A 24,667-nucleotide genomic window follows, 5' to 3' on the forward strand; every position below is an offset into this window, starting at 1 on the left:
ATTATTCATGACATTAAAATGTGAAAAAGCCCTCTAAGTATATGTGAAAAAGGGCGTTGATTGAAGCGGAAATTTAGGCCGCGCCATGGAGCGCGGCGCCACGGGGGCCGCATGGTAAGATTGTTTATATAGGTTTGCGTCGCGGGGGAAGGGGTATGAATCCGCGGTTGATGCTTATGCTGATACCATTGTTGTTCGGGTTTTTCGCCTGTGACAGGAGGTACCTTACCCCTCAAGATACGTTGTACACCACCCGGACGGGGCCTTATTACCAGGTGGCTGGCGATGGCCTTACCTTGGCGCTGGAACCATTAAGCTGGCCCACCCATGCCAGGAACCTGGAGGGCGGCCGCCTCCTGCCGGTCTGGGTGATTATCGCCAATGGCTCCCCCAGGCCCGTTTCGGTAGCGCGGCGCCATTTTACTCTGTCCGACCAATGGAACACCCCGCTTTCCCCATGGAGCCCCGCGCAGTTTTTCATCTGGTGGCGCGGGCAGGGGTTCAGCTTTTTTTACCAGGGCCCGTTCCCCTTCTTCTGGCCCTTCGCGGAGATAGAAGACAAAACCATCGAGAACAGGTATAGAAGCTGGGATGAATCGGCGGCTTTAACATCGGGCCGGACGCTTCTGCCGGAAATGGTTTTACAGCCCGGCGATAGCGCCAGCGGGGCGCTGTTGTTCAATCCCGCCGTATCAGAGAAGATGTCCTATACCCTCACATGGCGGCCTGAAGGATTCAGAAGGGAACTATCCATAAGATTCACGGTAAGCGCCGTATGAATGGAACGTTCAGGCCAGCTTCTCTTTGTTGACGAGTTTGCCGACCTTCACGGGAACACCTTCCAGGATTTCCAGGTCGTGGAACTCGCAATATTTCAGCTCATGGGCCAGGCTTACAAGCCGGGACCATCCCTCGCTGTTTTCCGGGGCGCGAACCATCACCGGGCCGCTTACGGCGGGGAAACATTTTTGATCTTCCCCGGCGGAGTTAAGCGCAAGGTTGAAACAGGCGTGCTCCAGAAATATTGGCGCGCAATCCTGAATGACAAGACGGGTTATAAGGCCGCTACGTATCCCCTGGACGTATGTGAAAAACCGCACCCATCCGGGATGAGGGGCGCCATTAGCGATGGCCGCCGCTTCCAGCGTTCCCCCTTTGCCATATTCCGTCCGCGTTTTCATAAAACCATCGCCTGCATGGGCGCAAAAATCCTAATGAGCGTAATGCCCCGTTAACGTTTATCGGACAGGATTGGCATTAACTTTAGCGGGGAGGAGATTTATTTTTGGCGGTGCAGGGTGTGTCAGGCCGTAAGGCCAGCCGCGTCTATGGGAAGTTCCAACGAGAACCGGGCGCCATGCGGCGAAGCGTCGCCCACGGAAATAACGCCCCCATGACGCTGTGTAAAAAGCCGGGCGTTGGCAAGACCCAGCCCAGACCCTTTCAGCACCCGTTCAGATCCCAGGTCGCCCTGTTCAAACCGGTGGAATATTTTTTCCCGTTCCGCGACCGGTACGCCCGGGCCGGTGTCTTCTATGATTATGAGCGCCTTGCCGCCTTCCGCCCGGGCGGAAAGAGTGACCCGCCCGCCCGTGGGGGTGAATTTAAGCGCGTTGGAGAGGATGTTATTCACCGCGTGGTACCGGATGCGCCGCATGTCCCACCTTACGGGGGGCATGAGGGCTATGTCCAGTTTCAACTGTATCCTGCGCGCCTCGGCTTCCATGCGGAACGTATCCATCACATCTTCCAGTTCCCGTTCCATATCCAAAACCCATTCCAGCTCCACCGGCTCTTTCCCGGCTTCCATCTTGGTCATGGCCAGGATGTCCTCCACCATGGAAAGGGCGCCAATGGCGGCGTTTTCCACCCGTTTCATCATGTCCAGCCATCGCCCATTGGGGGCTTCCCGGCCGATCTCCTCGGAAAGGATCCTGGAAAACCCAACGATTGCCACCATGGGGGATTTAAGATCGTGGCTCAGGCTGGATAGCGCCCGGTCGGCCCTGTCCATCAATTCCCTGCAACACTTGTTTTTGCAATCGCCATAGGGATGGTAATGGGTGGCCGTTAGCGTAGGCTCTGCCGGAGTTGTACCGGCGCTGGAAGGCATACTACTCTCCTTCCTGGCTTTCTCCGATGGGAATGTGTATGGAAAACACGCTTCCCTTTCCGGGGACGCTTTCCACTGTCACGTTCCCGCGGTGGGCCAGAACCACGTGTTTTACTATGGACAGCCCCAGCCCAGTGCCCCCGGCCTTGCGCGACCTGGCCGCGTCCACCCGGTAGAACCGCTCGAATATCCTGTCCAGATGCTGTTTTTCTATGCCTGGCCCCTCATCCCTCACATGGATGGACACCATCTCGCCCGCCCTTTCGGCGGATACGCTAACGGTGGTTCCCTCTTCGCTGTAGTTTATGGCGTTGTCGATAAGGTTTGAAATGGCGGTTTCCAGCAGAGGGCCGTTAACAAGCACATCAATGCCCTGCTCGCACAGTATCTTCATTTTTATATGTTTTTCTTCCGCCTTTTCCGCCATACCGTCCATGGCTTTTTGCACGATGGTCAGCATGGGCTGGCGCGCCAGCTCTATGGCCTCCCCCTTCTCAAGGCTCGAAAGGGTCAGAAGGTCTTCGATGATGGAGGAGAGCCTGCTGGCGTGCCGGTTAATGATTTCCAGAAACCGCCGGGCCGCGTCCGGCTCGGTTATTGCGCCGTTAAGCAGGGTTTCCACGAAGCCCCGGATGGAGGTGATGGGAGTGCGAAGCTCATGGGAGACGTTGGAGGCGAAGTCCCGCCTGACGTTCTCAAGCCGTCTAAGCTGGGTGATGTCGTTCAACGCCACCACCATGCCGATGTATTCCCCGCCGGAGCCGAACATTGGGCTTCTTGTGGCCATGGCTATTATGGGCGATGGGCCGGAGAGCTTTATCTCCCTTTCGGAGTTATCCCGGGCGGCAAGCCCTTCGGCCACGAACGCCAGAAGCTCCCCCTGCCCGCACACGAAGGAAATGGGGGCGCCTTCAACTTTTGCGCCGGTTATGTTGAGCATTTGGCGGGCCTTGCGGTTCAGCTTAAGCACCTCGCCAGCGCCGTCTATGGCCAGTATCCCCTCTTTCATGCAAGAGAGGATGGCTTCGCTCCGCTGGATCTCCGCCTCCAGCTCTTTTTGCACACGCCACAGGTCCGCGCCGAATGTGTCGTCCATTCCCATCGTTACATGTCGAACCGGTAGCCGACGCCGCGAACGGTGAGTATCCTCGGCCCCAGCGATTTTAGTTTTTTCCTGATGGATGTCATGTGCACGTCCACGGAGCGGTCGGTAACGGTGATCTCCCCGCCGCGGATTTCGGATACTATCTGCTGTCTGGTCAGCACCCCGCCCCTTCTCTTAAGAAGCAGTTCCATGATGGCGAACTCCGAGAATGTAAGATCCATCTTCTCGCCGAAAATGAAAGCCTCATGCCGCTCCTTGTCCAGGGTGATCCCCTCAACCTCTATCTTCTCGCCGGTGAGGGGTGAGCGGCGTCTGCGCAGGGCCGCCTCCACCCGCGCCACAAGCACGTTCACGCTGAAAGGTTTTGTGATGTAATCGTCCGCGCCGAGGGTTAGCCCCTTCACCACGTCTTCTTCCTCGCCCTTGGCCGAAACCATCACTATGGGCGTTTCGGCGGTCTTTTTCTCGGAACGGAGTCTTTTTAATGTCTCAAACCCGCTCAGGCCCGGAAGAAGGATGTCCAGCAGTATCACCGCGGGCAGGCTGTTGATGGCCTTGTTGAGCGCCTCCTCGCCGGTGGAAGCGGTGATTACGTTGTAGCCGGCCTTTTCAAGATTGTAAGAGAGAAGAACCTGGATGTCCTCCTCATCGTCCACCACCAATATTGTTTCCATGCCTCTTTCGTCCTCTTATCCCTTGGCTTATACTACAAGATTAAATATCTTGGGCGCGTTAAGATTTTATTAAGAGGCATGGCCGGATGGCCTGAGGGAAAATCGAATTAACGCTCTTCTAACAAATTGCGGCGATGGATTCTGTTAACGTTTGTTCATTGGCAACAGACCAACAACAAGGAGAATAGCGTGATGACTTTTATTTCCAAGGTGACAGTAGCCATGGGCGCGGCCATTGCATTGGCCGCATCGGTTCCGGCGCAAGCCGGTGGCCCGGTTAAGGTAGATTCGAAAATAGCGGCGTACAAAAAAACCGGCGGCGTAAGCGGTAACATTTCCAGTATCGGTTCCGACACCCTGAACAACCTTATGACACTATGGGCGGAAGGGTTCAACAAAGCCTACCCCAACACCAAAATACAGATAGAGGGCAAAGGCTCTTCCACCGCCCCCCCAGCCCTCATTTCCGGCACAGCCCAGCTTGGGCCCATGAGCCGGGGCATGAAGGATACCGAAGTGGACGCTTTTGAGAAAAAGTTCGGCTACAAACCTACCCAGATAAAAGTGGCGGTGGACGCGCTGGCGGTGTTTGTCAGCAAGGACAACCCTTTAAAGTCCATGACTATGGAGCAGGTGGACGCGGTGTTCTCCAAGTCTCGCAGAAGGGGTTATAAGGAAGACATCACCACTTGGGGCCAGCTGGGTCTCGCCGGAGCCTGGGCCGCCAAGCCCATCAGCCTTTATGGCCGTAACTCCGCCTCGGGCACCTATGGGTTCTTCAAAGAGCATTCCATGAAAAACGGGGACTACAGGGATACCGTTAAAGAACAGCCCGGTTCCGCCTCTGTGGTGCAGAGCGTGGCTGTTGACCGGGCCGCCATGGGTTACAGCGGCATAGGCTACGCCACGCCGGACGTGCGCGCCGTGGCCTTGGCCGATAAAGAAGGCGCCAAGGCTTATGACGCCACCGCCGACAACGCCTATTCCGGCGAGTACCCCCTTTCCCGTTTCCTGTACGTCTATGTGAACAAGGCTCCCGGCAAGGCTCTCGATCCGCTTACCGCGGAGTTCGTGAAGTTCGTGCTGTCCAAGGAAGGCCAGGAGGTTGTTGTGAAAGACGGTTACTTCCCGATACCGTCCAAGGTGGTTTCCGAAGAGCTTAAAAAGCTCAACTAACCGGACGGTTATTACTTGGCCCCAAAAAGAGCCGGGTGGAAAGGTAAAACTTTCCACCCGGCTCTTTCATTTGGCTGGTTTTGAGGGACGTTCAACCGTTCACAAAAACTTTCATCTCCCTGGGGGTCACATAAACGTCGGATTCTTTCTTCAATCCCAGTTCCCGGAACTTCTCGTGCGTCAGTTCCACGTTCACAGCTTCGCCCCATTCACTAACCAGGTCCAGCTTCACCACGGGCCCGGCGGGATTTATGTGTTTCACCCGCGCCCTGAAGCTTTCCGGCGAGCCTGCGGAATGATGCAGGTCGAACATGTGGGGCCGCACATACACCATGGCGCTGGCGCCAGCTCCGGCTACGCTTTCCGGCGCGCCGCCACTTAGCACGGTTCCTTCTTCCGTCACGCGGCCATGGAACAGGTTCACGTTTCCCATGAAGTTGAACACAAAGGGTGTGGCGGGGTGATGGTACACCTCGTCCGGCGTCCCCTCCTGCTCGATCTTCCCGCCGTTCATTATCACCACCCGGTCGGCCACTTCCAGCGCTTCCTCCTGGTCGTGGGTCACGAAAACGCTGGTCATGCCCATATCGTCGTGGAGCCTTTTCAGCCACCGGCGCAACTCCTTGCGCACCTTGGCGTCCAGCGCGCCGAAAGGCTCGTCCAGCAATAGCACTTTGGGCTCTATGGCAAGGGCGCGGGCCAGCGCCACCCTTTGCCTTTGCCCGCCGGAGAGTTGGGAGGGGTACCTGTCCCCAGCCCATTCCAGTTGCACCAGCTTTAATAGCTCACGGCTTTTTTCAGCGATGGCTTTTTTGGAAAGCCGCTGGCTCCTGGGCCGCACAGAAAGCCCGAATCCCACATTCTCGGCCACGGTCATGTGGCGGAAAAGCGCGTAATGCTGGAATACGAAACCAACGCCACGCTCCTGGGCCTTGCGCCGGGTCATGTCTTCCCCGTAAAACAGCACCTCGCCCTCGTCCGCCCCTTCAAGCCCCGCCAGTATGCGGAGCAGGGTGGTCTTGCCGGAGCCCGACGGCCCCAGCAGGGCCAGAAATTCGCCAGACTCCACCCGCAGGCTCACATTTTGCAATATGCTGAACTTGCCGAAACTTTTACTTACGTTCTTTAACTCTATGCCCATTGTTCAACCACGCTATGTTCGTTTAAAAATCCTTGGCCGCCACCGCCATGTCCACGGAAGCGCGTTTTCCTTTTTCCGCCAGCGTCTTTAAAATAAGGGTAACTATGGCCAGGGCCGCCAGCGCCGAGGCCACGGCGAAAGCCGCCGCGAAATTGTATTCGTTGTAGAGTATCTCCACATGAAGCGGCATGGTGTTGGTAAGCCCCCTTATGTGGCCAGACACCACCGACACCGCGCCGAACTCCCCCATGGCCCTGGCGTTCAGCAGGATTACGCCGTATATCAGACCCCATTTGATGTTGGGGATGGTAACCCGCCAGAACGTTTTAAGGCCGGAAGCGCCCAGCGTGATGGCCGCCTCCTCTTCTTCGGAGCCTTGAGTCTCCATCAGCGGTATCAACTCCCGGGCCACGAATGGGAACGTAACGAAAGTTGTGGCCAGCGCGATGCCCGCCGGGGCGAAAAGTATTTTTATCCCATGTTCCAGCATATACTCCCCGAACCAGCCTTGCGCGCCGAAAATAAGCACGAATATCAGGCCAGAGATAACCGGAGACACCGAAAACGGGATGTCTATAAGGGTTATCAGCAGACTCTTTCCCTTAAAGTCGAACTTGGTTATGGCCCAGGCCGCCGCCACGCCAAACGCCGTGTTCAACGGCAACACTATAGCCACGGTGAGAAGTGTGAGACGCACCGAGGCCAGGGTGTCGCTGTCTATGATGGCGCTCAAATAAGCGTCAAAACCTTTGCTGAGCGCTTCAACGAAAACCGTCACCAGCGGCGCCACAAGGAACACCGCCATGAACAGCAACGCCACCCCGATAAGCGCCCAGCGGACGAACCACGGCTCACCCACCGTGGCGGTGTTTACGGATTTAAACGCCATAGCCAATAACCCGAATCATGATCAATGCCCCGCCGAAAACCTTCTTCCGGAAAACCATTGGATAAAATTGATCCCCAGCAACATCAGGAACGCGGCCACCAGCATCACCGAAGCGTAAGCCGTGGCCCCGCCGTAATCGTACTGTTCCAGCTTTATGACGATAAGAAGCGGAGCTATCTCCGAGACCATCGGCATGTTGCCCGCTATGAATATCACAGAGCCGTACTCGCCTATGCCCCTGGCGAAAGCCAGGGCGAAACCCGTTAATAGCGCCGGTGCGATTTCCGGAAATATCACTTTGGTGAATGTTGTCCATCTCGTGGCGCCAAGACAGGCGGCGGCCTCTTCTGCCTCCCGCTCCAGATCCTCTATCACCGGCTGGACTGTCCGCACCACGAAGGGCAAACCGATAAACACCAGCGCCACCACTATGCCCACAGGGGTGAACGCCACCTTAAGCCCCAAAGGCTCCAAGAACCGCCCGAACCAGCCGTCTCCTGTGTATAGGGTGGTTAACGCTATGCCCGCCACCGCCGTGGGGAGGGCGAAGGGCAGGTCCACCATTGCGTCCAGCGCCTTCTTTCCCGGGAATTTATAACGCGCCATGACCCAGGCCACGATAACACCGAAAACGGCGTTTATCACCGCCGCGGCGAAGGCGGCCCCGAAGCTAAGCTTGTACGCCGCCAGGCCGCGCGGGTCGGTAATGGTGTTGTAATACCCTTCCCACCCGATGCTGGCGGATTTTATGAACAGCGCCGACACCGGGATTAGCACGATAAGGCCCAGGTAAAACAGGGTGAACCCCATGGACATGGAGAACCCAGGCAAGGGCGACCTGTTAAACGCGCGCGGAGCCATTGGTTTTACCGGCCCTTAAGGAAAATCTGGTCGAACAGCGCGCCGTCGGCGAAAAATTTCTTGTGCGCCTTGGCCCAATCACCAGCCACATCGTTTACGGTGAGAAGCTTTAAATCGGCGAATTTCACCGCCGCCCCTTTCAACGCGTCTTTGGAGATTGGCCTGTAATAATGCCGGGCCGCTATAGCCTGGCCCTCGGGGGAATACAGATATTCCAGATAGGCGCTGGCCACCTCCCTGGTTTTGTGGCGCTCCACAACTTTATCCACCACCGCCACTGGAGGCTCGGCGAGGATGGATACCGATGGAGTGACTATATCAAAACTGTCTTTTCCAGATTCTTTCACGGCCAGGTATGCCTCATTTTCCCAGGCCAGCAACACGTCGCCAATGGAGCGTTTGACGAAAGTGGTGGTTGCCCCCCGGGCGCCCGAATCCAGCACCGGGGCGTTTTTGTAAAGCCGGGAGAGGAAATCCCGCGCCTTCGTTTCATCTTGGCCAAATTTGGTCAGCCCGTAACCCCAGGCGGCCAGGTAATTCCATCGGGCGCCGCCGGAGGTTTTTGGATTGGGCGTTATTACTGAAACACCGGGTTTTACAAGATCGTCCCAATCTTTTATTTTTTTTGGATTGCCCTTACGCACCAGGAAGACGATGGTTGAAGTGTATGGAGAGCTGTTGTGGCCCAGCTTTTTTTGCCAGTCTGGCGCCAGCAGTTTTCCTTTTGCGGCTATTTCGTCTATGTCGTAGGCTAGGGCCAGTGTCACCACGTCCGCCTCCAGCCCGTCTATCAAGGCGCGGGCCTGTTTGCCGGAGCCCCCATGGGATTGCCGGACGGTAACACTCTGCCCGGTTTTTTTCTTCCAGTACGCTCCGAACGCTTTGTTATAGTCTTCGTATAGCTCCCGGGTAGGATCGTAAGAAACGTTTAGAATCTCCACCGGTTTTACTTGGGCGAAGGCGGGAGTGTATCCAGCCGCCAGTGTCAAAATGGCCAGTCCGGCGACAAGGGTTTTTAGCTTGAAGATGATGTTTTTGTTCATTGTTCGTTACTTCCAGTTTTCGTTTCCCAGCCCATATTATCAATAGGCGCTTCGCCCTTGACATAATTCCTATAAAATACATAGGAATAATAGATGTAATCAGGGGTGGTTGTCAAAGGAAAAAATGCGAATCACCAGAAAAAACTATGAGAACCTATTGAATATATGGGGCGATGCTTAGGTTCTGGGTTGTTAATCATATCCACTATTACAAACGATGGTTATGGGGAATATAATTTGGGTAAGGGAGGATACTGGCCCCATGAAACCCATCAAAATCTTTGGCGAGAACCTGGATGCGGGTACGCTGGAGCAATTTTACTCGGCAATAAACCAGCCATTCGCCGTGAAAGGGGTTTTATTGCCGGACGCCCATGTGGGCTACTCGCTCCCCATCGGCGCGGTGGTGGCCACCGATGGGGTAATACTTCCAGCTTGGGTGGGGTACGACATCGGGTGCGGAATGTGCGCCGTGAAGACGCCGTTGATGATGGACGAGGTGGAACCTCACCGGGTGGATATTTTCAAAAGCATCTACCGCGCCGTACCCACCGGGTTCGACCACAATAAACGTCCGGAGCCTTGGGATTACGAGAAAATCCCCATGACCCCAACCCTGAAAAAAATATTCGAAAGGGAAAACGGTTTGACCCAGTTGGCCTCTCTGGGCGGGGGCAACCATTTTATAGAAATCAGCCACGATGAAGAGGGGCGCGTTTGGGTGGTGGTGCATTCCGGATCCCGCCATGTGGGTCATTCCGTGGCCACCCTTTACATGAAACAGGCCAGCGGCTCGGAAAAAGCCAAAGAGGGGCATTATGGGTTCCAGGTGAAATCCAATGCGGGGCAAGACTACATAACCGACATGAATTTCTGCCTCAAGTTCGCCCTGGAGAACCGCAAACGCATCATAGAGCGTGTCTTACGGGAGGTTTATTACTATACGCGCAGGGGCGAACAGCCGGAGACGCTGGAGTTCATCAACCGGCATCATAACCACGCCGAGGAGAAAGAGGGGCTGTGGATCCATAGAAAAGGCGCAACCCATGCGGAAGCCGGCATGGAAGGGGTCATACCCGGAAACATGCGGGACGGTAGTTTTATCACCGTGGGGAAGGGGAACAAGGAGAGCCTGTGTTCATCGTCCCATGGCGCCGGGCGGGCCATGAGCAGAAACAAGGCCAAGGAAAACATTTCGATGGATTCGTTCAAAAATCAGCTTTCAGGCGTCACCGCCCGGGTGGAAAGGGCCACGCTGGACGAGGCCCCCGGAGCCTACAAGGACATTTTCGAGATAATGAGGCTACAAAAAGACCTGGTGGATGTGAAACACCATCTAAAACCGGTCATAAATATCAAAGGCTGATTTTCAGCAGGCCGCCTCGCTGGAAAGGAACGGTAACGATTCCGTCCAGAACCCCCAGTAAACCATCACCGCGTCGCCGAATTTTACCTCCCGCTCCACGTACGCTTTCAGGGCTTTGCGGAATATGTCGTCCATCTCGCAATGGAAGAACGGGGTGTTTAATATTGATTCCACCACTTCGGCGACGGTTGTCTTGTCGAATTTGTAAACAGCCTCCAAAACGTTTACCGTTTCCAGTATGGCGGAGGGAGAGATTGTGTAAGGCATCCCGCCGCCAGTGGTTTCCGTGAATTCTTCGGTGAAACGCTCTTGCCAGCGGTAATCGCCGGATAGGATGCGGAAAATAAGTAAAGTGTCCCTTTTGCCTTTGGCGTATTCCCGGGCCACTTCCTGGATCAACCGTTCCCGGTATGCGCCTGATCCGGAGCCGAGGTGCGTAATTACCCCGGCGTAATCCAGGATGGTTTTGCCCTTTTTAAGCAGGACGCCGTCTCTGGTCTCGCCCAGCACAAGCGCGTCACCCTCACGGATGTCGAGACGCTCCATGACTTCGGCGGGGAGTTCAATTAAACCGTTAGCTAACACCTTAGCGGTACTGTACATGCCACAAACCCCGAGCGGATGCGAATTGATGTTTTATAAATTATTACCCTTTCATTAACTCAAGGTCAATAGAAACGCGCTGTTAATTTATGCTTAATATAAGAAGCTTTATTGATGCATGTTTTGCGGCGCGGAGATGGCTTGGGAAGTGACGGGAACTAAATGAGAGTGTCTTTAAGGAAACCGCCGTCGTCTTTTTCCGGGTAATCCAGGTTATAGTGCAACCCCCGGGATTCTTTTCGGAGCAGGGCGCATTCTACTATCAGCCCGGCGTTGACGGCCAGGTTTCGAAGTTCTATAAGGTCTGGAGTTATAACAAAGTTCCAGTAGTAATCCTCGATCTCTTGCGTCAGCAGGGCTATCCTGTTCCTGGCGCGGGCCAGGCGCTTGTCGGTCCGGACGATACCTACATAGTTCCACATAAGCCTGCGGAGTTCGTCCCACATGTGGTTAATTACAACCTGTTCGTCAGCGTCCACGGCCTTGCCGTAATCCCATTCAGGTATGGGCCCGTTTGGAACGCAACGCCCCTGTATCCAACCGGCGGCGGATTTGGCCGCGCGGTCGGCGAATACCACCGCCTCCAGAAGGGAGTTGGAGGCCAGCCTGTTGGCGCCATGCACGCCGGTATGGGCGCATTCGCCCGCGGCGAAAAGTCCCGGCACCGAGGTTTTCGCCCAAAGGTCTGTCACTACGCCGCCGCACATGTAATGGGCGGCTGGCACAACGGGGATCATCTGCCGGGTAGGGTCGTACCCGAATTTCAAACATGTGGCGTTAATGGTGGGGAAACGCCTGGGAAAAAGCTCCGGATCTATGATGGTTGTGTCCAGATACACGAAATCGGCGCCGCTTTTTTTCATTTCCCGGTCTATGGCGCGGGCTACCACGTCTCTTGGGGCCAGGGAGCCCATGGGGTGGTACCCTTCCATGAAGGTTGCGCCGTCGGCGCGTTTCAGCTGGGCCCCTTCACCCCGCACGGCCTCGGATATAAGGAAAGACTTGGCCAGCGGGTGATAAAGGCAAGTGGGGTGGAATTGCATGAACTCCATATTGGCTATCCTGGCCCCGATGCGCCTGGCCATGGCTATTCCGTCGCCGGAAGCTATATCCGGGTTGGATGTGTATAGATAAACCTTCCCCACGCCACCGGTGGCCAGAAATGTGGCCTTGGCGGCGAACACGTCTATCTCCCCGGTTTCCTTGTTCATGACATAGGCGCCAAGGCAGGCGTCTTTTTCCTGGCCAGGCTCTATTCTTCCCCCGCTCATTTTAGAAAGGGAGATAAGGTTTACTCCGATATGGTTTTCGAAGATGGATATGTTTGGGTTCTTGCGGGCGGTGTCTATAAGGGCCCGCTCGATTTCGGACCCGGTAAGGTCGTTGGCGTGTACGATGCGCCTGCGGCTATGCCCCCCCTCACGGCCCAGGTCCAGCCCTGTCTCACCGCTGGAAAACCTTGCGCCAAACTCCATCAACTCCTGGATCATGGCGGGGCCGTTCTCCACAAGTATCCGTACCGCGTCCAGATGGCACAATCCGCCGCCGGTTTCCAGTGTGTCGCGGATGTGAAGGTCGAAAGAATCGTCGCTGGCCAGGGCGGCGGCTATGCCCCCCTGGGCCTGGTTGGTGTTGGATTCGGCAAGGCCTTTCTTGGTCACCAGCGCCACCGTCCCCAAGCGGGCGGCCTTAATGGCGAAAGATAATCCGGCAATGCCGGAGCCGATAACTAGAAAATCGAATTCCCTTCTTGCCATGGAACCGCCGACTGTAACATTGGGCCGGGTCGCCTCTGGTGGAGGAGTTTAAACGGCCTGAATATGGGTTTAATAAAAAAGGCGGCCTTAACAAGCTTTCCGCCGGGAAACAGGAAAGAGCCGCGGAAAGTTAGAGAGCCGTCCGGAACTCGAAGTTGTAGGAGCCTATGGAGAACTTGTCGCCATTGGCAAGAACGCGCCTTTCCTCCTGCTTTCCGTTCACCTTCAGCCGGGCCATGCCGCCCTGGAATGTGATCTCGTATTGATCCGCGTTGCGGGAGATAACGGCGGCCACCCTGCCAATCGTGAGCCCCTTAATCTGGATGTCCGAAGTGTCCGACGAGCCTATGAGCGTGGTCTCTTTCTCCAGCTTCATAACCCGGGGCGCGCCGGAGGACTGCATCAGGAAAAGCTTCGCCGCCTCCTTGCGCTCCAGTTTCTGCGTGGTGTCCGCCGGCATGGGTGGCTGGGTGGATGTGATGGCCTTAAGAGCGGACGAGTCCATCATCATGGTTTTTCCGCCCAGGTCCTGGTCGAACCCCAAATCGAAAGTCTCCTCCTTGGGGGCCTGTTCGGGATTCTCGAATTTTAATATGTGCCTGCCTATGGTGATCTGGTCGCCGGATTTAAGCTCTTGTGTGGTGATTTTTTCGTTATTAACGAAAGTGCCGTTGGTGGAGCCCAGATCGGTAATGGTGAACTTGTTCCCGGCCTTCTCGATTTTAACGTGCCGGGCGGAAACGGCGGGGTTTTTAATAAGGATATCCCCCGTCTCCCTCCCTATGGAGATAGTCTTGGAAAGCTCGATCTCCTGAAGGACTTTGTCTTTAAAAGTAATTATCAGTTTGGCCATTAATCACCAGTTCGAGATTTTATAACAGTTTGGAGCTTCCATTCAACTTCTGTTTTTCCAATGCGCTAGCTGTTGCGCAGAATGGCGCTCACAAGCCTCTTGAGTCCAACGCAATGTCTTTTTCCCGCGGCGGCTACCGCCTCGTGGGTTAACGGCGCGTTTCTCCCCTCCATGGCGTCGTTCACAATGAGGGCCAGCGCCGTTACAGGAGCCCCCGCGCGGGCGGCCACTATAACCTCGGGTATCACGGACATGCAAACCGCGTCCGCCCCAGCGGAACGCAACATGCGCCGCTCGGCGGGGGTTTCGTAAACAGGCCCACTTGTGGCCGCCAGCGTACCCACGCCGCCCCGCACCCGGGCGTCCCGTAATATCCGGTCCGACATTTCTATTACTTCCCGGTCGTAAGCGGTGGACGGATCCACAAAAACCGAGGGATCTTCCGCCGGGCTTGAGCCTACCAGAGGATTATCCCCCATCAGGTTTATGTGATCTTCGACGATTATTATATCACCTGGGGCAAAATCGGGATTTAGCGCTCCAGCCGAAGTACACACTATGAGCCGCTCCACTCCCATTTCCAAAAACGCCTTCACTGCGAATGTGGTTTCGGCCATGGAGCCGGTCTCGTAAAAATGCCGCCTTCCTTCACAGAAGAGGGTCTGCGTCCCCTCAACCATTCCAGCCTTTATAAGGCCGGGATGGCCAGGAACCAGTGTCGCGGAAAACCCGGGTATCTCCGTGAAAGATACGGACCTGCCATGGACCAGCGTAGAAACCGCCGCCTGGCCTGAACCAAGGATCACCGCCACCCTGGGGGTCATCCCCAATGCTTTTTTAAGATATTCAGCCGCGTCGGAAACCCCTCCCGCCGGTTGAGACTTACCCGCGTTACGCTTGCCCCGTTCCCATAGGCTTCCCCCTAATATGGGGGCTATAGCCGGACCGGGCCCGAAAAGGCTTTCCCGCTCTCTTCTTCGGGGCACGGCGGGTTTCTTGGCGGAAATCTTTACCCGCTGGGATGTTCCATCCGGCAGGGTGCGAACCTCATAACCCTCTTCTTCCTGGTTGTCGCGAGGTTTTCTTCCACCCCTGCGCGCCGGAGCCTTTTCCTCCTCCCAATCTTGCGCCGGTTTTTTCCGCTCCTGCGGGGGTTGAAGCCCGGACGGTGTTTTTCTAACCAATCCCTGGCGAACGCCACCACGCCGCACGCCCGGCCTTCTGGCGGGACGCTCCTCCCTGTCGGCGGATTCCCCGCGTTCAACATGCTCGGGTCTGGCGGTCTCTTCCGCCTCCCTTGCATGGTGGGGGTGTTTTGGCTCATGCGGCTCTTCCGGCATTTTCCTTCGCAACGAGCCAGGGCGGGCGATGTTTCTCCGGGGCAATCTGCGTTCGCGCCGGTGTGAGGACCTGTCCGAATCCTCGCTGGATTCGTCGGCCGTGCTATCTTCAGGTATTTCGTTCATCCGGTTCTTTCTTTATTATTCGGATCCCGTTATTGGGCGGGAACCGTGATTTCCATGTCTTTGATCACGTTTTGAAGCGGCTTTGAGAGCTTCACCTCTCTACCGTTCAGGAAAACCTTTGTGGCCGCGGCGTTGCCAATGGTTATCCTGAATTTTCTATCCCCACGCCAGGTAATCTTTTCCCCGGCCTTCAGATAAGCCTGCTTGGGCTCCTGCCCGTCCACGGAGATACCAATCCACGACTCCGCATCGGCGGAAATGGTGAGCCTGTTCCCCTTCTCCTTGTTTTCCTGTATAAGGGGGGGCTCATTCCTGGTCTCAACCGCGGGCTTTACCGGCTCAGCGGGTTTTACCAAAACCGGGGTAGGTCCTGGTTTTACGGTTGAAGCCTTAACCGGTTTTACCGTATCCACGGGTTTGGGGGATAAAACTTGTTGTTGCGGCGCCGGGGCCGGTTTCACCGGCGCGATTGAAGGCGCGGTGAACGGTTTAATCGGCTCCGCCGGTTTATTGGAGGCCGCCGGAACTGGAGCGGGCGGAATTGCGGGAGTTAAAACAGAGGTTTTCCCCGGTTCCACAGCAGGTTGCGCCTCGGGCGCTACAGCCGCTTCATCAACCAGAGGGGCAGGAGGTGGCGTCACTTGGGGTTTTACAACAGGTGTTGGAGCCAAAGAGATATCTTCCACTTCCGCAGGCCTGGCCAAATAATATAAAAACCCGAATATCGCCATAAAAACCAGCAGACCGGCCCCTGCGATTTTTTGAGCGGCGCCGCGAGGCCTCAATGGCATTGAAATTAGTTGGGGGCTTCTGTCGGTCACTGGCAGTCCAAGCGAGTCGTAACGGGCCACCATCTCATCACCGGACAATCCCACAACCCCGGCGTATGACCTTAGAAGCCCTTTGATGAACACGGCCCCGGGCAACTGCTCGTACTGGTCCGCCTCAATCATCCGGATGAACTTGGCGTTTATCCGGGTGACCTTGGCCACATCTTCCACCGTAAGGCCCCTTTTTGTCCGGGCCGAGGCCAGGACCTTGCCTAAAGTGTCGCTCATTCTGCCGAGAACCGCTCCCGTTTGGCTGTAAAAACCGTTATTGTACCGTCAAATCCGCAGGAAGACTATAATATGAATTTTCGTCTAAATACCACGGAATACATGGCTTTATCTTATAACATTACAGAGCCGGGCCGTAAAGCGCCGCTGGCGGCGGGCGGGGCCGCCATTGTGTCGGGCGCCATGATGGCCCTGGCGTTTCCTGATTTCAACGCGTGGCCGCTTATGTGGGCGGCCATGGTCCCTTTGTTCATGGCGTTACGGGGCAAATCCCCCCTCCACGGGGCGCTTATCGGTTTTCTTGCCGGGGTGGTTTTTTACGGGGTGACCCTGCGGTGGATCATAAACACCATTACGGTATATGGCCATTTACCCCTCTACGCGGCCATACCCGTGCAGGTGATGATAACCATGGCGGCGGCTTTCTACACGTCTCTTTTCGGTTATCTGTTTTCCGTGGTGGAATCCAGGTCTTCGGAGGATTACGCTTTTGCGGCGGCCCCGTTTATTTGGGTGGCGCAGGAGTTTTTCCGGTCGAACTTTTTTGACCTGGCGTTCCCATGGGCCAAACTGGCCCAGTCCCAGGCGCCGTTTCTTACCATGATCCAGATGGCCGACATCACCGGGGAAGATGGCCTTACGTTCCTTATAGTAACGGTGAACATTGCGCTGGCGAGGATCCTGGTTTGCGCCACGGAACAGCCGCGAGGGGGCAAAGCCGGGTTCCCTGTGCGCTGGGCCGGGGCGGCTACGCTTATGTTCGCGGGCGCGCTGGCTTACGGCGTTGTAAAGTTGAACGCGCCGGAGCCCGCGGGGGAGCCGGTGAGGGTGGCCATTATCCAGGGGAACATAGACCAGGCCCGGAAATGGGACCGCTCCTATATCATGCCGCAGATACAGATTTACACAGGCAGGACAATAGAGGCCGCCCGTAGGGGCGCAACGCTGGTTATCTGGCCCGAGGCGGCGGCGCCTTTCTACTACGGCCAGGAGCCGGGCGGTGACGCGATAATAGACAACCTCGTGAAAGATACGGGTGCGGCGCTGATATTCGGCGCGCCCGCTTACGACCAGGGACCCGACTCGCTGGTGGAATACAACCGGGCATGGGTTGTCCGGCCAGACGGATTCCGGGAATATTACGATAAGTTGCGGCTGGTGCCGTTTGGCGAATATGTGCCGATGAAACGCGCGCTCCCCTTCATCCACAGGGTTGTGACCGCTATCGGCGACATGGAGCCCGGTTCCACCGTGAAAGCGCTGGACGCTGGCGGATTCAAGGTGGGGCTCCAAATATGCTACGAGGTGATTTTCCCCCAGTTCTCCCGGGAAATAGCGAACAAAGGGGCCGGGGCGCTGGTGAACATCACCAACGATTCATGGTACGGCGTTTCACCCGCGTCCCGTCAGAGTCTTGCCATGGGGGTGTTCCGCGCCGTGGAGAACCGCCTGCCACTTCTGCGCGCCGCGCAATCTGGGGTATCCGCCATCGTAACGCCGAAGGGGGAGATAATGGCCCAAACCCCGCTGTTCGTGGAGACAACATTATATGGCTCCTTTGTCCCGGCAAAATCCAATGGAACCACATATTCCCTTTCGGGCGATATATTCGCGTGGATATGCGTGATGGTGACTTTTGCGTTCGCGGGACGGCATCTTTTGGCAAGGCAGGGGTATAAATGAAAAAAGCGCTTTTGATCCGCAACGGCGGGCTTGGCGACACCCTGTTGACCCTGTCGGCCGCGTGTTTTCTCAAAGATAAAGGTTTTCAGACAAGTTTCATGGGGCCATCGAAATACCGCCATCTAGTGGATGGAGTATTCGGAATTCCTTTTATCGCCGAAGAAATGGCGGAGTTTGAAAGCGCCTATTCGGAGCCCTCAAAAAAGCTTTCGGGCGCCCTGAATGGTTTCGGCGTCGTGGTGGCGGTGAAGGCCGATGCGGACGGATCTTTCATTAAAAATCTCGCTCAAGCGGCTCCGGGCCATGTTATTCGCATAAATCCTTTGCCTCCGGAAAACCATGACGGGTTATACCACCTTTTTATTATCCATTCGCTGGCGGAGAAACTGGGCATAGATCCACCGGACATAACCCATTATCCAGAGCCGGTCATTAAATGGAGCCAGTCCGGCAACTCGGGATTGGTGATTCACACGGGTTCCGGCTCCGCGAAAAAGGACTGGCCATCCGGACACATCAGGGAATTGGCACTGGAGTGGAAGCGGAGAGCCGGTGGCGGCGTGACTCTGGTATTCGGCCCGGCGGAGATGGGCCGGGCCGCCCAAGGCGCTCTGGAAGACTTGATCCGGTCCGGTGTGGCGGAGCCGCTGTTTGAGCCGCCGCTGGACGTACTGGCGGTAACGTTGGCGGGAGCGGCGGTTGTTGTTGGGGCCGATTCCGGAGTCACCCATCTTTCGGCCATGATAGGAGCGCCCACGGTAGCCTTATTCGGCCCAACCAAACCGGAAATATGGGGCCCTTTGGGTCCGAGGGTGGAGATTATGAAGGCCCCTGAAGGCCGAATGGAGCTGTTGAAACCAACAATGGTTTTCGAAAAACTTTTCAATATGGCCAGGGGCGTAATGAGCGCCGCATGAAAGACAGGGTGGCTGTTATCGGAGCCGGAGGGAACATAGGATGGAGCGTGGCCCGGGGGATTGCGGGCCGTTGCGAGGTTATACCTGTGTTCCACGATTACATCCCGGCCGGAGTGGCGAATCCGCAACGGCTGGATATTACCGACGCCTATGCCGTGGAAAAACTGGTCACGCGAATAGATCCGGATTGGGTGGTGAACATGGCCGCCTGCGCGGACGCGGACCTTTGCGAAAAAGAGCCGCAAACCGCCCATCTGCTGAATGTGACCGCCGCCATGAACGTGGCGGCCGCGTGCCATAAAGCCGGGGCAAGGCTGATACATTATTCCACCGATTTGGTATTCGACGGGCGTAAGGGAAACTATACGGAAGAGGACAGCCCTAACCCCCTCAACGTTTACGCCAAAACAAAGCTGGATGGTGAGCGGGCCGCCATGGAGGCCAATCCGGGTAAAACCGCCATCCTGCGCACCGCCATAGTGTTCGGCAAAGGCTCGGGCAAACGCCCCGGCTTTTTCGAGACCGCTGTGGGAAAACTGGCCGCGGGCGCTGAAATGAAAGTTTTCAGCGACCAGTACCGCTCGTTCCTTTATGTGGAGGATTCCGCCTCCGCCGTGTCGGCCATCATGGATCATGGGCTTTCGGGAGTGTTCCATGCGGCAGGGGACGAGAGGCTGAGCAGGCATGAGTTCATGCTCCGTTTCTGCTTCGCCTTCGGATTTTCGGACAGGCTCCTTGCTCCCATACGCATGACCGACATGCCCGGCCACGCGCCGCGCCCGGCGGACTGCTCCCTTTCGAACGCGAAGCTCAAGAAAATGACCGGCTGGAGCCCAACCCATTTAAACGCCGCGCTGGAGCGGTTTAAGGCTGAGGTGGAGCGGGGATAAGACCCCTGGCCTTTGTGTTATCATCCTAAAAAAATCCATGTGAAGGTAATAACCGGCATGAAAGTTATCGAGGACATTTGTAGCGTCACCATTGGGGTGGAGGCTTCTGTGTCCAGGCGCGTGAAGGGCGCCCACAAAGTTATAGCGGACGTGATTTTTAAGAGGTGACCGGTTTGGATCATCAATACCAGCACGCCAACATGAATCGCCAGCTGAGGACAGCCGAAGCCTGGAATGTGACCGTGGCGGGCGCCGTGGTGAACATGGGGCTGGTGGGCATAAAGTTCGCGGCTGGTTTTATTGGCTCCTCCCAGGCTCTGATAGCCGACGCGGTCCATTCATTGTCGGACCTGCTTACAGACCTGTTCCTGCTGGTCACCATCAAGGTTGCCGGCAAAGAGGCCGACGAACAGCATCCATACGGCCATGGCCGGGCGGAGACTATCGGTTCGCTGGTGATGGGCGGGTCGTTGCTTGGCGTGGGGCTGTTCATACTTTTTGAGATTGTGCAGAAGATAACAGGCGGCCCCATCACAACCCCCACATGGGTGGCCGCCTGGGGCGCCGCGGCGTCCATCCTTATAAAAGAAGCGCTTTTCTTTTACACCCTGCGGGTGGGCAAAAAGATCAGCAACCAGTCGATAATAGCCAACGCCTGGGAGCACAGGAGCGATTCTCTATCTGCGGTGGCGGCTCTGTTGGGCATCCTGGGGGCCATCGCCGGGTTCCCCCTGCTCGATCCGCTGGCGGCCATAGTGGTGGTGTTCATGGTGGAGAAGGTGGGCTGGGAGATATTCTGGCAGGCGCTAAAAGACCTGATGGACACATCGCTTCCGCCCGAGCAGATGAAAGAAATAAAAGCCGTGATCATGAAGACCGACGGGGTCATCCACTTTCACGAACTCCGCACAAGGCGGCTGGGGGCGGACATTTTCGTGGACGTGCATGTGATGGTCCAGCCGAACATATCCATCTCCGAGGCGCATAACGTGTCGGAGACCGTCCGGGACAACCTGCGCAAAAAAGCGGGCGTGGCCGACGCGCTGGTGCATATAGACGCCGAGTTCGATGTTTACTACAAGATAATCGACACAAACCGCGCAAGAGTGGAAGAGTTGGTGAAAAAAGAGGCGGAATCCATAGATGGTGTAAAAGGCGTGTCGGAGCTTATCTTCCACCTTTTGGGTGGGAAAGTGATGGTTGATTTCAATGTGGATTTCGATGACACCGTAACCATTGGCGAGGCCCGGGAACGGGTGAAGAAACTGCATGACAACCTTCTGCGCCACCAGGGGCTGGATATGGCCGTTATACGTGGAAGGCTTACCCAAGGCGTTTTGGAGCACGAGTTTTACCCGCCCAGAAAGAGCGGAGGAAAAGCCTAGCCATGCCCATATCCGGTAAAATCGCGGAGATGATGGAGCGGTCATCCTGGATACGCAGGATGTTCGAGGAGGGGGCGCGTCTTAAAGCCCAGGTGGGGGAAGAGAATGTTTTCGATTTCACCCTGGGCAACCCCGTGGGGGAGCCTCCGGAAGAAGTGGCCCAAGAGCTTGCCCGGCTGGCCTCGGAACGGGGCAAGGGGGCGCACAGGTACATGCCCAACGCGGGCCTGCCGGAAGCCAGGGCGAAAATAGCAGGCTACCTGAAGGCGGCCACTGGTCTTCCCTTCGGGATCGGCAACGTAATAATGACCGTGGGGGCGGGCGGGGCGTTGAACGTGATAATAAAAGCCCTTTGCGCTCCGGGCGATGAAATGGTCATTCTGGCCCCCTATTTCGCCGAGTACAACTTTTACGCCGACAACCACAACGTCTCCATAAAAGTTGCGCGGACCACGCCGGATTTCCAGATAGACGCTGGCGAGATTGAAAAAGCCATCACACCGAGAACTCGCGTCGTCCTCCTTAATTCCCCCAATAATCCCACCGGGGCCATATATCCGGCGGATGCGCTGGCGGCGGTGTCGCGCCTGCTTGCGGAACGCACGGCGGAATACGGGCGCAAGATATACCTTGTAATGGACGAGCCGTACAGGAAACTTACTTATGACAACGTGACGGCTCCCAACGTTTTTCTGGCGGGGAATAACGTAATCGTGGCCACATCCCATTCCAAGGACCTGAACCTTCCGGGCGAGCGCATCGGCTATATAGCCATACACCCGGAAGTGGAGCACGCGGGCAGGATTTTCGACGCCATGACGCTGGCCATCCGGATTTTGGGATTTGTGAACGCCCCGGCGCTGTTTCAACGGCTTGTGGCGGGAATGCAGGATGTGGCGCCGGACATGAGCGTTTACGCGGAGAACCGCAGGATATTGCTGGACGGGCTTGCCGCGGCGGGATACGGGATCACGCCCCCCATGGGCGGGTTTTACATTTTCGCCAAGTCGCCGGTTCCCGACGATGTGGAGTTCGTGAACATCCTCAAAAGCATGAACACCCTGGTGGTGCCGGGGAGCGGGTTCGGCGCGCCGGGTTATTTCAGAATAGCCTTCTGTTGCGCGCCGGAGACCTGCAGGGGCGCCCTGCCTGCTTTCGCCGAGGCCATCCGGCAGGCCAGAGAGGGAAGCGCGCCAGATGGAAAGGAATGAACGGCTTTATAATAACGCCGGGCTTGTAACCAAATGCGCGCATACATAATCCGCCGTCTGCTTCTAATAATCCCCATGCTGTTGGGCATTACGGTCATATCATTCTTTATCATCCATCTGGCCCCGGGGGATCCCACAGAGCTTGTGACCGACTTAAACCCCAACGCTTCTCCGGAATCCATCAAGCGGCTGAGGGAGATGTACCATCTGGACAAACCCGTGATCACCCAGTATTTCCTGTGGCTGTACGACGTGGCCCGGCTGGACTTCGGCGTGTCGTTCTCCATGGACTCGCGTCCGGTGCTGGACAAGATACTGGAGCGCATGCCCGTTACCCTTACGCTCAACGCGCTGTCGCTTACGATTGTTTTCTTTGTGGCATTGCCTTTGGGAGTGCTGTCGGCGGTAAGGCGTCATTCGCTGTTCGACAGGCTAACCACACTCTTCGTGTTCGTGGGGTTCGCCATGCCCACATTCTGGCTGGCCCTGCTATTGATGATGCTGTTCGGCGTATGGCTCAACTGGCTCCCCATTTCGGGCCTCACCTCAATCAACCATGAGCAGATGACCGGGTGGGGCAAGTTTGTGGATTACGCCCGGCATCTTGTTATGCCCGTGATGGTGGCGGGGCTCACCAGCCTTGCCGGGCTTTCGCGGTTTACGCGGCAGAATATGCTGGAGGTCATCCGGCAGGACTATGTGACCACCGCGCGCGCCAAGGGTTTGGCCGAGCGGCTGGTGGTATACAAACATTGCCTGAAAAACGCCATGTTGCCGGTGGTGACCATTCTGGCGCTCTCCATACCCGGCCTTATCGGCGGTTCGGTGATTTTCGAGACGATATACGCCATCCCCGGCATGGGCCAGCTTTTTTACCAGGCGGTGATGGCGCGGGACTATCCTCTGATAATGGGGGAGCTTGTGATGGGCGCAATGCTCACCCTGGCGGCCAACCTTCTGGCCGACATGGCCTACGCCTTCGTGGACCCGAGGATACACTATGACTGACGCGCCTGTTTCCGCCCATGGCGGGTACTGGGCCATATTCTGGCGCAGGTTCCGCAGGAACAAGCTGGCGGTGGCGGGCGGGGCCATTGTGTTATCACTTTTCGTGGTGGCCATCTTCGCGGGGATAATAGCCCCTTACGATCCATCGGTGATAGACACGGCCCGTATCCTGGCGCCTCCATCTTCCGATCACATTCTTGGCGCCGACGACCTGGGGCGCGACGTTTTTTCGCGAATGGTTTACGGCTCCCGCATTTCGCTTACGGTGGGGTTTGTGGCGGTGGGGCTGGCCACCACTATTGGGGTTATCATCGGCGCTATCGCCGGTTATTTCGGCGGATGGGTGGACAATGGGTTGATGAGGCTGGTGGACATCATGCTCACCATCCCCACCTTCTTCCTGATACTGGCGGTGATAGCCTTCCTGCCGCCGAGCATCTACACCATCATGGTGGTCATCGGCGTGACCGGCTGGATGGGAGTGGCGCGGCTTGTGCGGGCGGAATTCCTGGCGCTCAAACGGAGGGATTTTGTGATGGCCGCCAGGGCGCTGGGGGTGGGGGACGCGGGGATAATATTCCGCCACATACTGCCCAACGCCATGTCTCCCGTGCTGGTCTCCGCCACGCTGGACGTGGCCGGGGCCATACTTACGGAATCGGCGCTGTCGTTTTTGGGGATAGGTGTTCAGCCGCCCACGCCAAGCTGGGGCAACATACTTACCCTGGGGAAAGACAACATAGAGTTCGCCTGGTGGCTGTCGGTGTTCCCCGGCCTGGCCATTCTTATAACGGTGTTGGGCTATAACCTGCTGGGCGAAGGTATCCGCGACGCTTTAGACCCACGGGTGGACTGACGGAAGCTTGCCGCCCGGGCTTAGTAATAATCCGTTTTCGATTTCGGCAGATACTTCATCCACGCCTCCAGATGGGTTTTTGGCGTGTTCTCGGGCATGTGGGCGTGGACGATGAACGAAGGCTTGGCGGGTTTTCGTAAAAGCTCCATGCCAGAATCCGGCAAAGACTTGTTCCCCTTGCGCAGGTTGCATTTCCGGCAGGCCGCCACCACGTTCTCCCAGGATGTCAGACCTCCGGATGAGCGGGGCGCCACATGGTCTATGGTCAAATCCTTCCCGGTGTGGCCGCAATACTGGCAGGTGTAACCGTCGCGGCGGAGAACGTTTTTCTTGGAGAAAGAGACGCCTATCCTCCTCGGCCTGTTAACATAGCGGTATAACCGCACAACGGTGGGCAACCGGAAAGTTTCGGAAACGGTGCGGTAGAAGAAACCGTCGCTCTCCACAGCCTCGGCCTTGCCCTTGATGACGAGGACAAGCGCCCGCCTCATGCCCGTAAACTGCAGGGGCTCGTATGCGTTATTGAGCACTAACGCCCGCAGGTTCTCCATGTCTTTTTTCTGGTTGGAGAGATATTCCAGCAATTCTAGGGTTTTTGGCGAGGGCAAGTCA

The 24,667-nt window shown here is 56.6% G+C and carries 24 protein-coding genes; 10 read left to right on the plus strand and 14 right to left on the minus strand.

All coding sequences use genetic code 11. The features are described 5' to 3' along the window. Positions 1–155: 155 nt before the first annotated feature. On the plus strand, positions 156–779 hold the full coding sequence (locus HY751_11875) for a hypothetical protein (protein ID MBI4667093.1): 624 nt from the start codon (positions 156–158) through the stop codon (positions 777–779). Positions 780–788: 9 nt separating this feature from the next. Here the strand turns inward: HY751_11875 and HY751_11880 are convergent, their stop codons facing one another. The 4 genes from HY751_11880 to HY751_11895 all read right to left on the minus strand — a co-directional run bounded on the left by HY751_11880 (position 789) and on the right by HY751_11895 (position 3,892). Further along, positions 789–1,181: a hypothetical protein gene (locus HY751_11880; GenBank protein ID MBI4667094.1), complete on the minus strand. Its 393-nt coding sequence runs from the start codon at positions 1,179–1,181 to the stop codon at positions 789–791. A 122-nt stretch (positions 1,182–1,303) separates the two neighbouring features. Then, a complete protein-coding gene (locus HY751_11885) occupies positions 1,304–2,113 on the minus strand; it encodes a HAMP domain-containing histidine kinase (GenBank protein MBI4667095.1) in 810 nt (269 codons plus the stop codon). Position 2,114: 1 nt separating this feature from the next. Beyond that, positions 2,115–3,209 (minus strand): PAS domain-containing protein, encoded by a 1,095-nt coding sequence (locus HY751_11890; protein MBI4667096.1) that lies wholly within the window; start codon positions 3,207–3,209, stop codon positions 2,115–2,117. Positions 3,210–3,217: 8 nt separating this feature from the next. Then, positions 3,218–3,892, minus strand: coding sequence for a response regulator transcription factor (locus HY751_11895; protein MBI4667097.1), 675 nt, complete (start codon positions 3,890–3,892; stop codon positions 3,218–3,220). 222 nt (positions 3,893–4,114) lie between these two features. Here HY751_11895 and HY751_11900 point away from each other — a divergent pair, with 222 nt between their 5' ends. Then, positions 4,115–5,068 carry a phosphate ABC transporter substrate-binding protein gene (locus HY751_11900; protein ID MBI4667098.1) on the plus strand — a complete coding sequence of 318 codons (954 nt, stop codon included), beginning with the start codon at positions 4,115–4,117 and terminating at the stop codon, positions 5,066–5,068. Between the two features lie 91 nt (positions 5,069–5,159). Here HY751_11900 and HY751_11905 read toward each other — a convergent pair whose 3' ends face one another. Genes HY751_11905 through HY751_11920 form a run of 4 tightly spaced genes read right to left on the minus strand, consistent with a single transcriptional unit; the run spans position 5,160 to position 9,002 of the window. Continuing rightward, positions 5,160–6,209 (minus strand): sulfate ABC transporter ATP-binding protein, encoded by a 1,050-nt coding sequence (locus tag HY751_11905; protein ID MBI4667099.1) that lies wholly within the window; start codon positions 6,207–6,209, stop codon positions 5,160–5,162. Positions 6,210–6,231: 22 nt separating this feature from the next. Next, the gene (cysW, locus tag HY751_11910; GenBank protein MBI4667100.1) at positions 6,232–7,098 is read right to left on the minus strand and encodes a sulfate ABC transporter permease subunit CysW; all 867 of its coding nucleotides are present in this window, start codon (positions 7,096–7,098) and stop codon (positions 6,232–6,234) included. Between the two features lie 21 nt (positions 7,099–7,119). Further along, positions 7,120–7,959 carry a sulfate ABC transporter permease subunit CysT gene (gene cysT, locus HY751_11915; protein ID MBI4667101.1) on the minus strand — a complete coding sequence of 280 codons (840 nt, stop codon included), beginning with the start codon at positions 7,957–7,959 and terminating at the stop codon, positions 7,120–7,122. A 5-nt stretch (positions 7,960–7,964) separates the two neighbouring features. Continuing rightward, positions 7,965–9,002 carry a sulfate ABC transporter substrate-binding protein gene (locus HY751_11920; GenBank protein MBI4667102.1) on the minus strand — a complete coding sequence of 346 codons (1,038 nt, stop codon included), beginning with the start codon at positions 9,000–9,002 and terminating at the stop codon, positions 7,965–7,967. Between the two features lie 262 nt (positions 9,003–9,264). On the opposite strand from HY751_11920, the gene HY751_11925 reads away from it, so the two are divergent. Further along, complete coding sequence (locus tag HY751_11925) at positions 9,265–10,368, plus strand: RtcB family protein (protein MBI4667103.1); 1,104 nt, start codon at positions 9,265–9,267, stop codon at positions 10,366–10,368. A gap of 3 nt (positions 10,369–10,371) precedes the next feature. On the opposite strand, the gene HY751_11930 is transcribed toward HY751_11925, so the two are convergent. The 5 genes from HY751_11930 to HY751_11950 all read right to left on the minus strand — a co-directional run bounded on the left by HY751_11930 (position 10,372) and on the right by HY751_11950 (position 16,105). Then, on the minus strand, positions 10,372–10,971 hold the full coding sequence (locus HY751_11930; GenBank protein ID MBI4667104.1) for a hypothetical protein: 600 nt from the start codon (positions 10,969–10,971) through the stop codon (positions 10,372–10,374). Positions 10,972–11,129: 158 nt separating this feature from the next. Continuing rightward, a complete protein-coding gene (gene nadB / locus HY751_11935; protein MBI4667105.1) occupies positions 11,130–12,728 on the minus strand; it encodes an L-aspartate oxidase in 1,599 nt (532 codons plus the stop codon). 130 nt (positions 12,729–12,858) lie between these two features. Further along, positions 12,859–13,581: an FHA domain-containing protein gene (locus HY751_11940; GenBank protein ID MBI4667106.1), complete on the minus strand. Its 723-nt coding sequence runs from the start codon at positions 13,579–13,581 to the stop codon at positions 12,859–12,861. A gap of 65 nt (positions 13,582–13,646) precedes the next feature. Then, complete coding sequence (locus HY751_11945; protein ID MBI4667107.1) at positions 13,647–15,047, minus strand: purine-nucleoside phosphorylase; 1,401 nt, start codon at positions 15,045–15,047, stop codon at positions 13,647–13,649. A gap of 29 nt (positions 15,048–15,076) precedes the next feature. Continuing rightward, positions 15,077–16,105: a helix-turn-helix domain-containing protein gene (locus tag HY751_11950; GenBank protein ID MBI4667108.1), complete on the minus strand. Its 1,029-nt coding sequence runs from the start codon at positions 16,103–16,105 to the stop codon at positions 15,077–15,079. A 102-nt stretch (positions 16,106–16,207) separates the two neighbouring features. Here HY751_11950 and lnt point away from each other — a divergent pair, with 102 nt between their 5' ends. The 7 genes from lnt to HY751_11985 all read left to right on the plus strand — a co-directional run bounded on the left by lnt (position 16,208) and on the right by HY751_11985 (position 24,055). Next, complete coding sequence (gene lnt / locus HY751_11955; protein ID MBI4667109.1) at positions 16,208–17,788, plus strand: apolipoprotein N-acyltransferase; 1,581 nt, start codon at positions 16,208–16,210, stop codon at positions 17,786–17,788. Beyond that, complete coding sequence (locus tag HY751_11960; protein MBI4667110.1) at positions 17,785–18,705, plus strand: glycosyltransferase family 9 protein; 921 nt, start codon at positions 17,785–17,787, stop codon at positions 18,703–18,705. The genes lnt and HY751_11960 overlap by 4 nt, the downstream gene beginning before the upstream one ends. Beyond that, complete coding sequence (locus HY751_11965; protein ID MBI4667111.1) at positions 18,702–19,595, plus strand: SDR family oxidoreductase; 894 nt, start codon at positions 18,702–18,704, stop codon at positions 19,593–19,595. The genes HY751_11960 and HY751_11965 overlap by 4 nt, the downstream gene beginning before the upstream one ends. Before the next feature lie 200 nt (positions 19,596–19,795). Then, positions 19,796–20,980: a cation diffusion facilitator family transporter gene (locus tag HY751_11970; GenBank protein ID MBI4667112.1), complete on the plus strand. Its 1,185-nt coding sequence runs from the start codon at positions 19,796–19,798 to the stop codon at positions 20,978–20,980. 2 nt (positions 20,981–20,982) lie between these two features. Next, a complete protein-coding gene (locus HY751_11975; GenBank protein MBI4667113.1) occupies positions 20,983–22,191 on the plus strand; it encodes a pyridoxal phosphate-dependent aminotransferase in 1,209 nt (402 codons plus the stop codon). Between the two features lie 33 nt (positions 22,192–22,224). After that, positions 22,225–23,199 carry an ABC transporter permease gene (locus HY751_11980; protein MBI4667114.1) on the plus strand — a complete coding sequence of 325 codons (975 nt, stop codon included), beginning with the start codon at positions 22,225–22,227 and terminating at the stop codon, positions 23,197–23,199. Continuing rightward, a complete protein-coding gene (locus HY751_11985) occupies positions 23,192–24,055 on the plus strand; it encodes an ABC transporter permease (protein MBI4667115.1) in 864 nt (287 codons plus the stop codon). Before HY751_11980 ends, HY751_11985 begins: the two co-directional genes overlap by 8 nt. A 20-nt stretch (positions 24,056–24,075) precedes the next feature. Here HY751_11985 and HY751_11990 read toward each other — a convergent pair whose 3' ends face one another. Beyond that, positions 24,076–24,606 carry an HNH endonuclease gene (locus HY751_11990; GenBank protein ID MBI4667116.1) on the minus strand — a complete coding sequence of 177 codons (531 nt, stop codon included), beginning with the start codon at positions 24,604–24,606 and terminating at the stop codon, positions 24,076–24,078. Positions 24,607–24,667: the final 61 nt, after the last annotated feature.

Source organism: Nitrospinota bacterium (assembly GCA_016208975.1).
In the GTDB taxonomy this organism is placed as follows: domain Bacteria; phylum Nitrospinota_A; class UBA7883; order UBA7883; family JACRLM01; genus JACQXA01.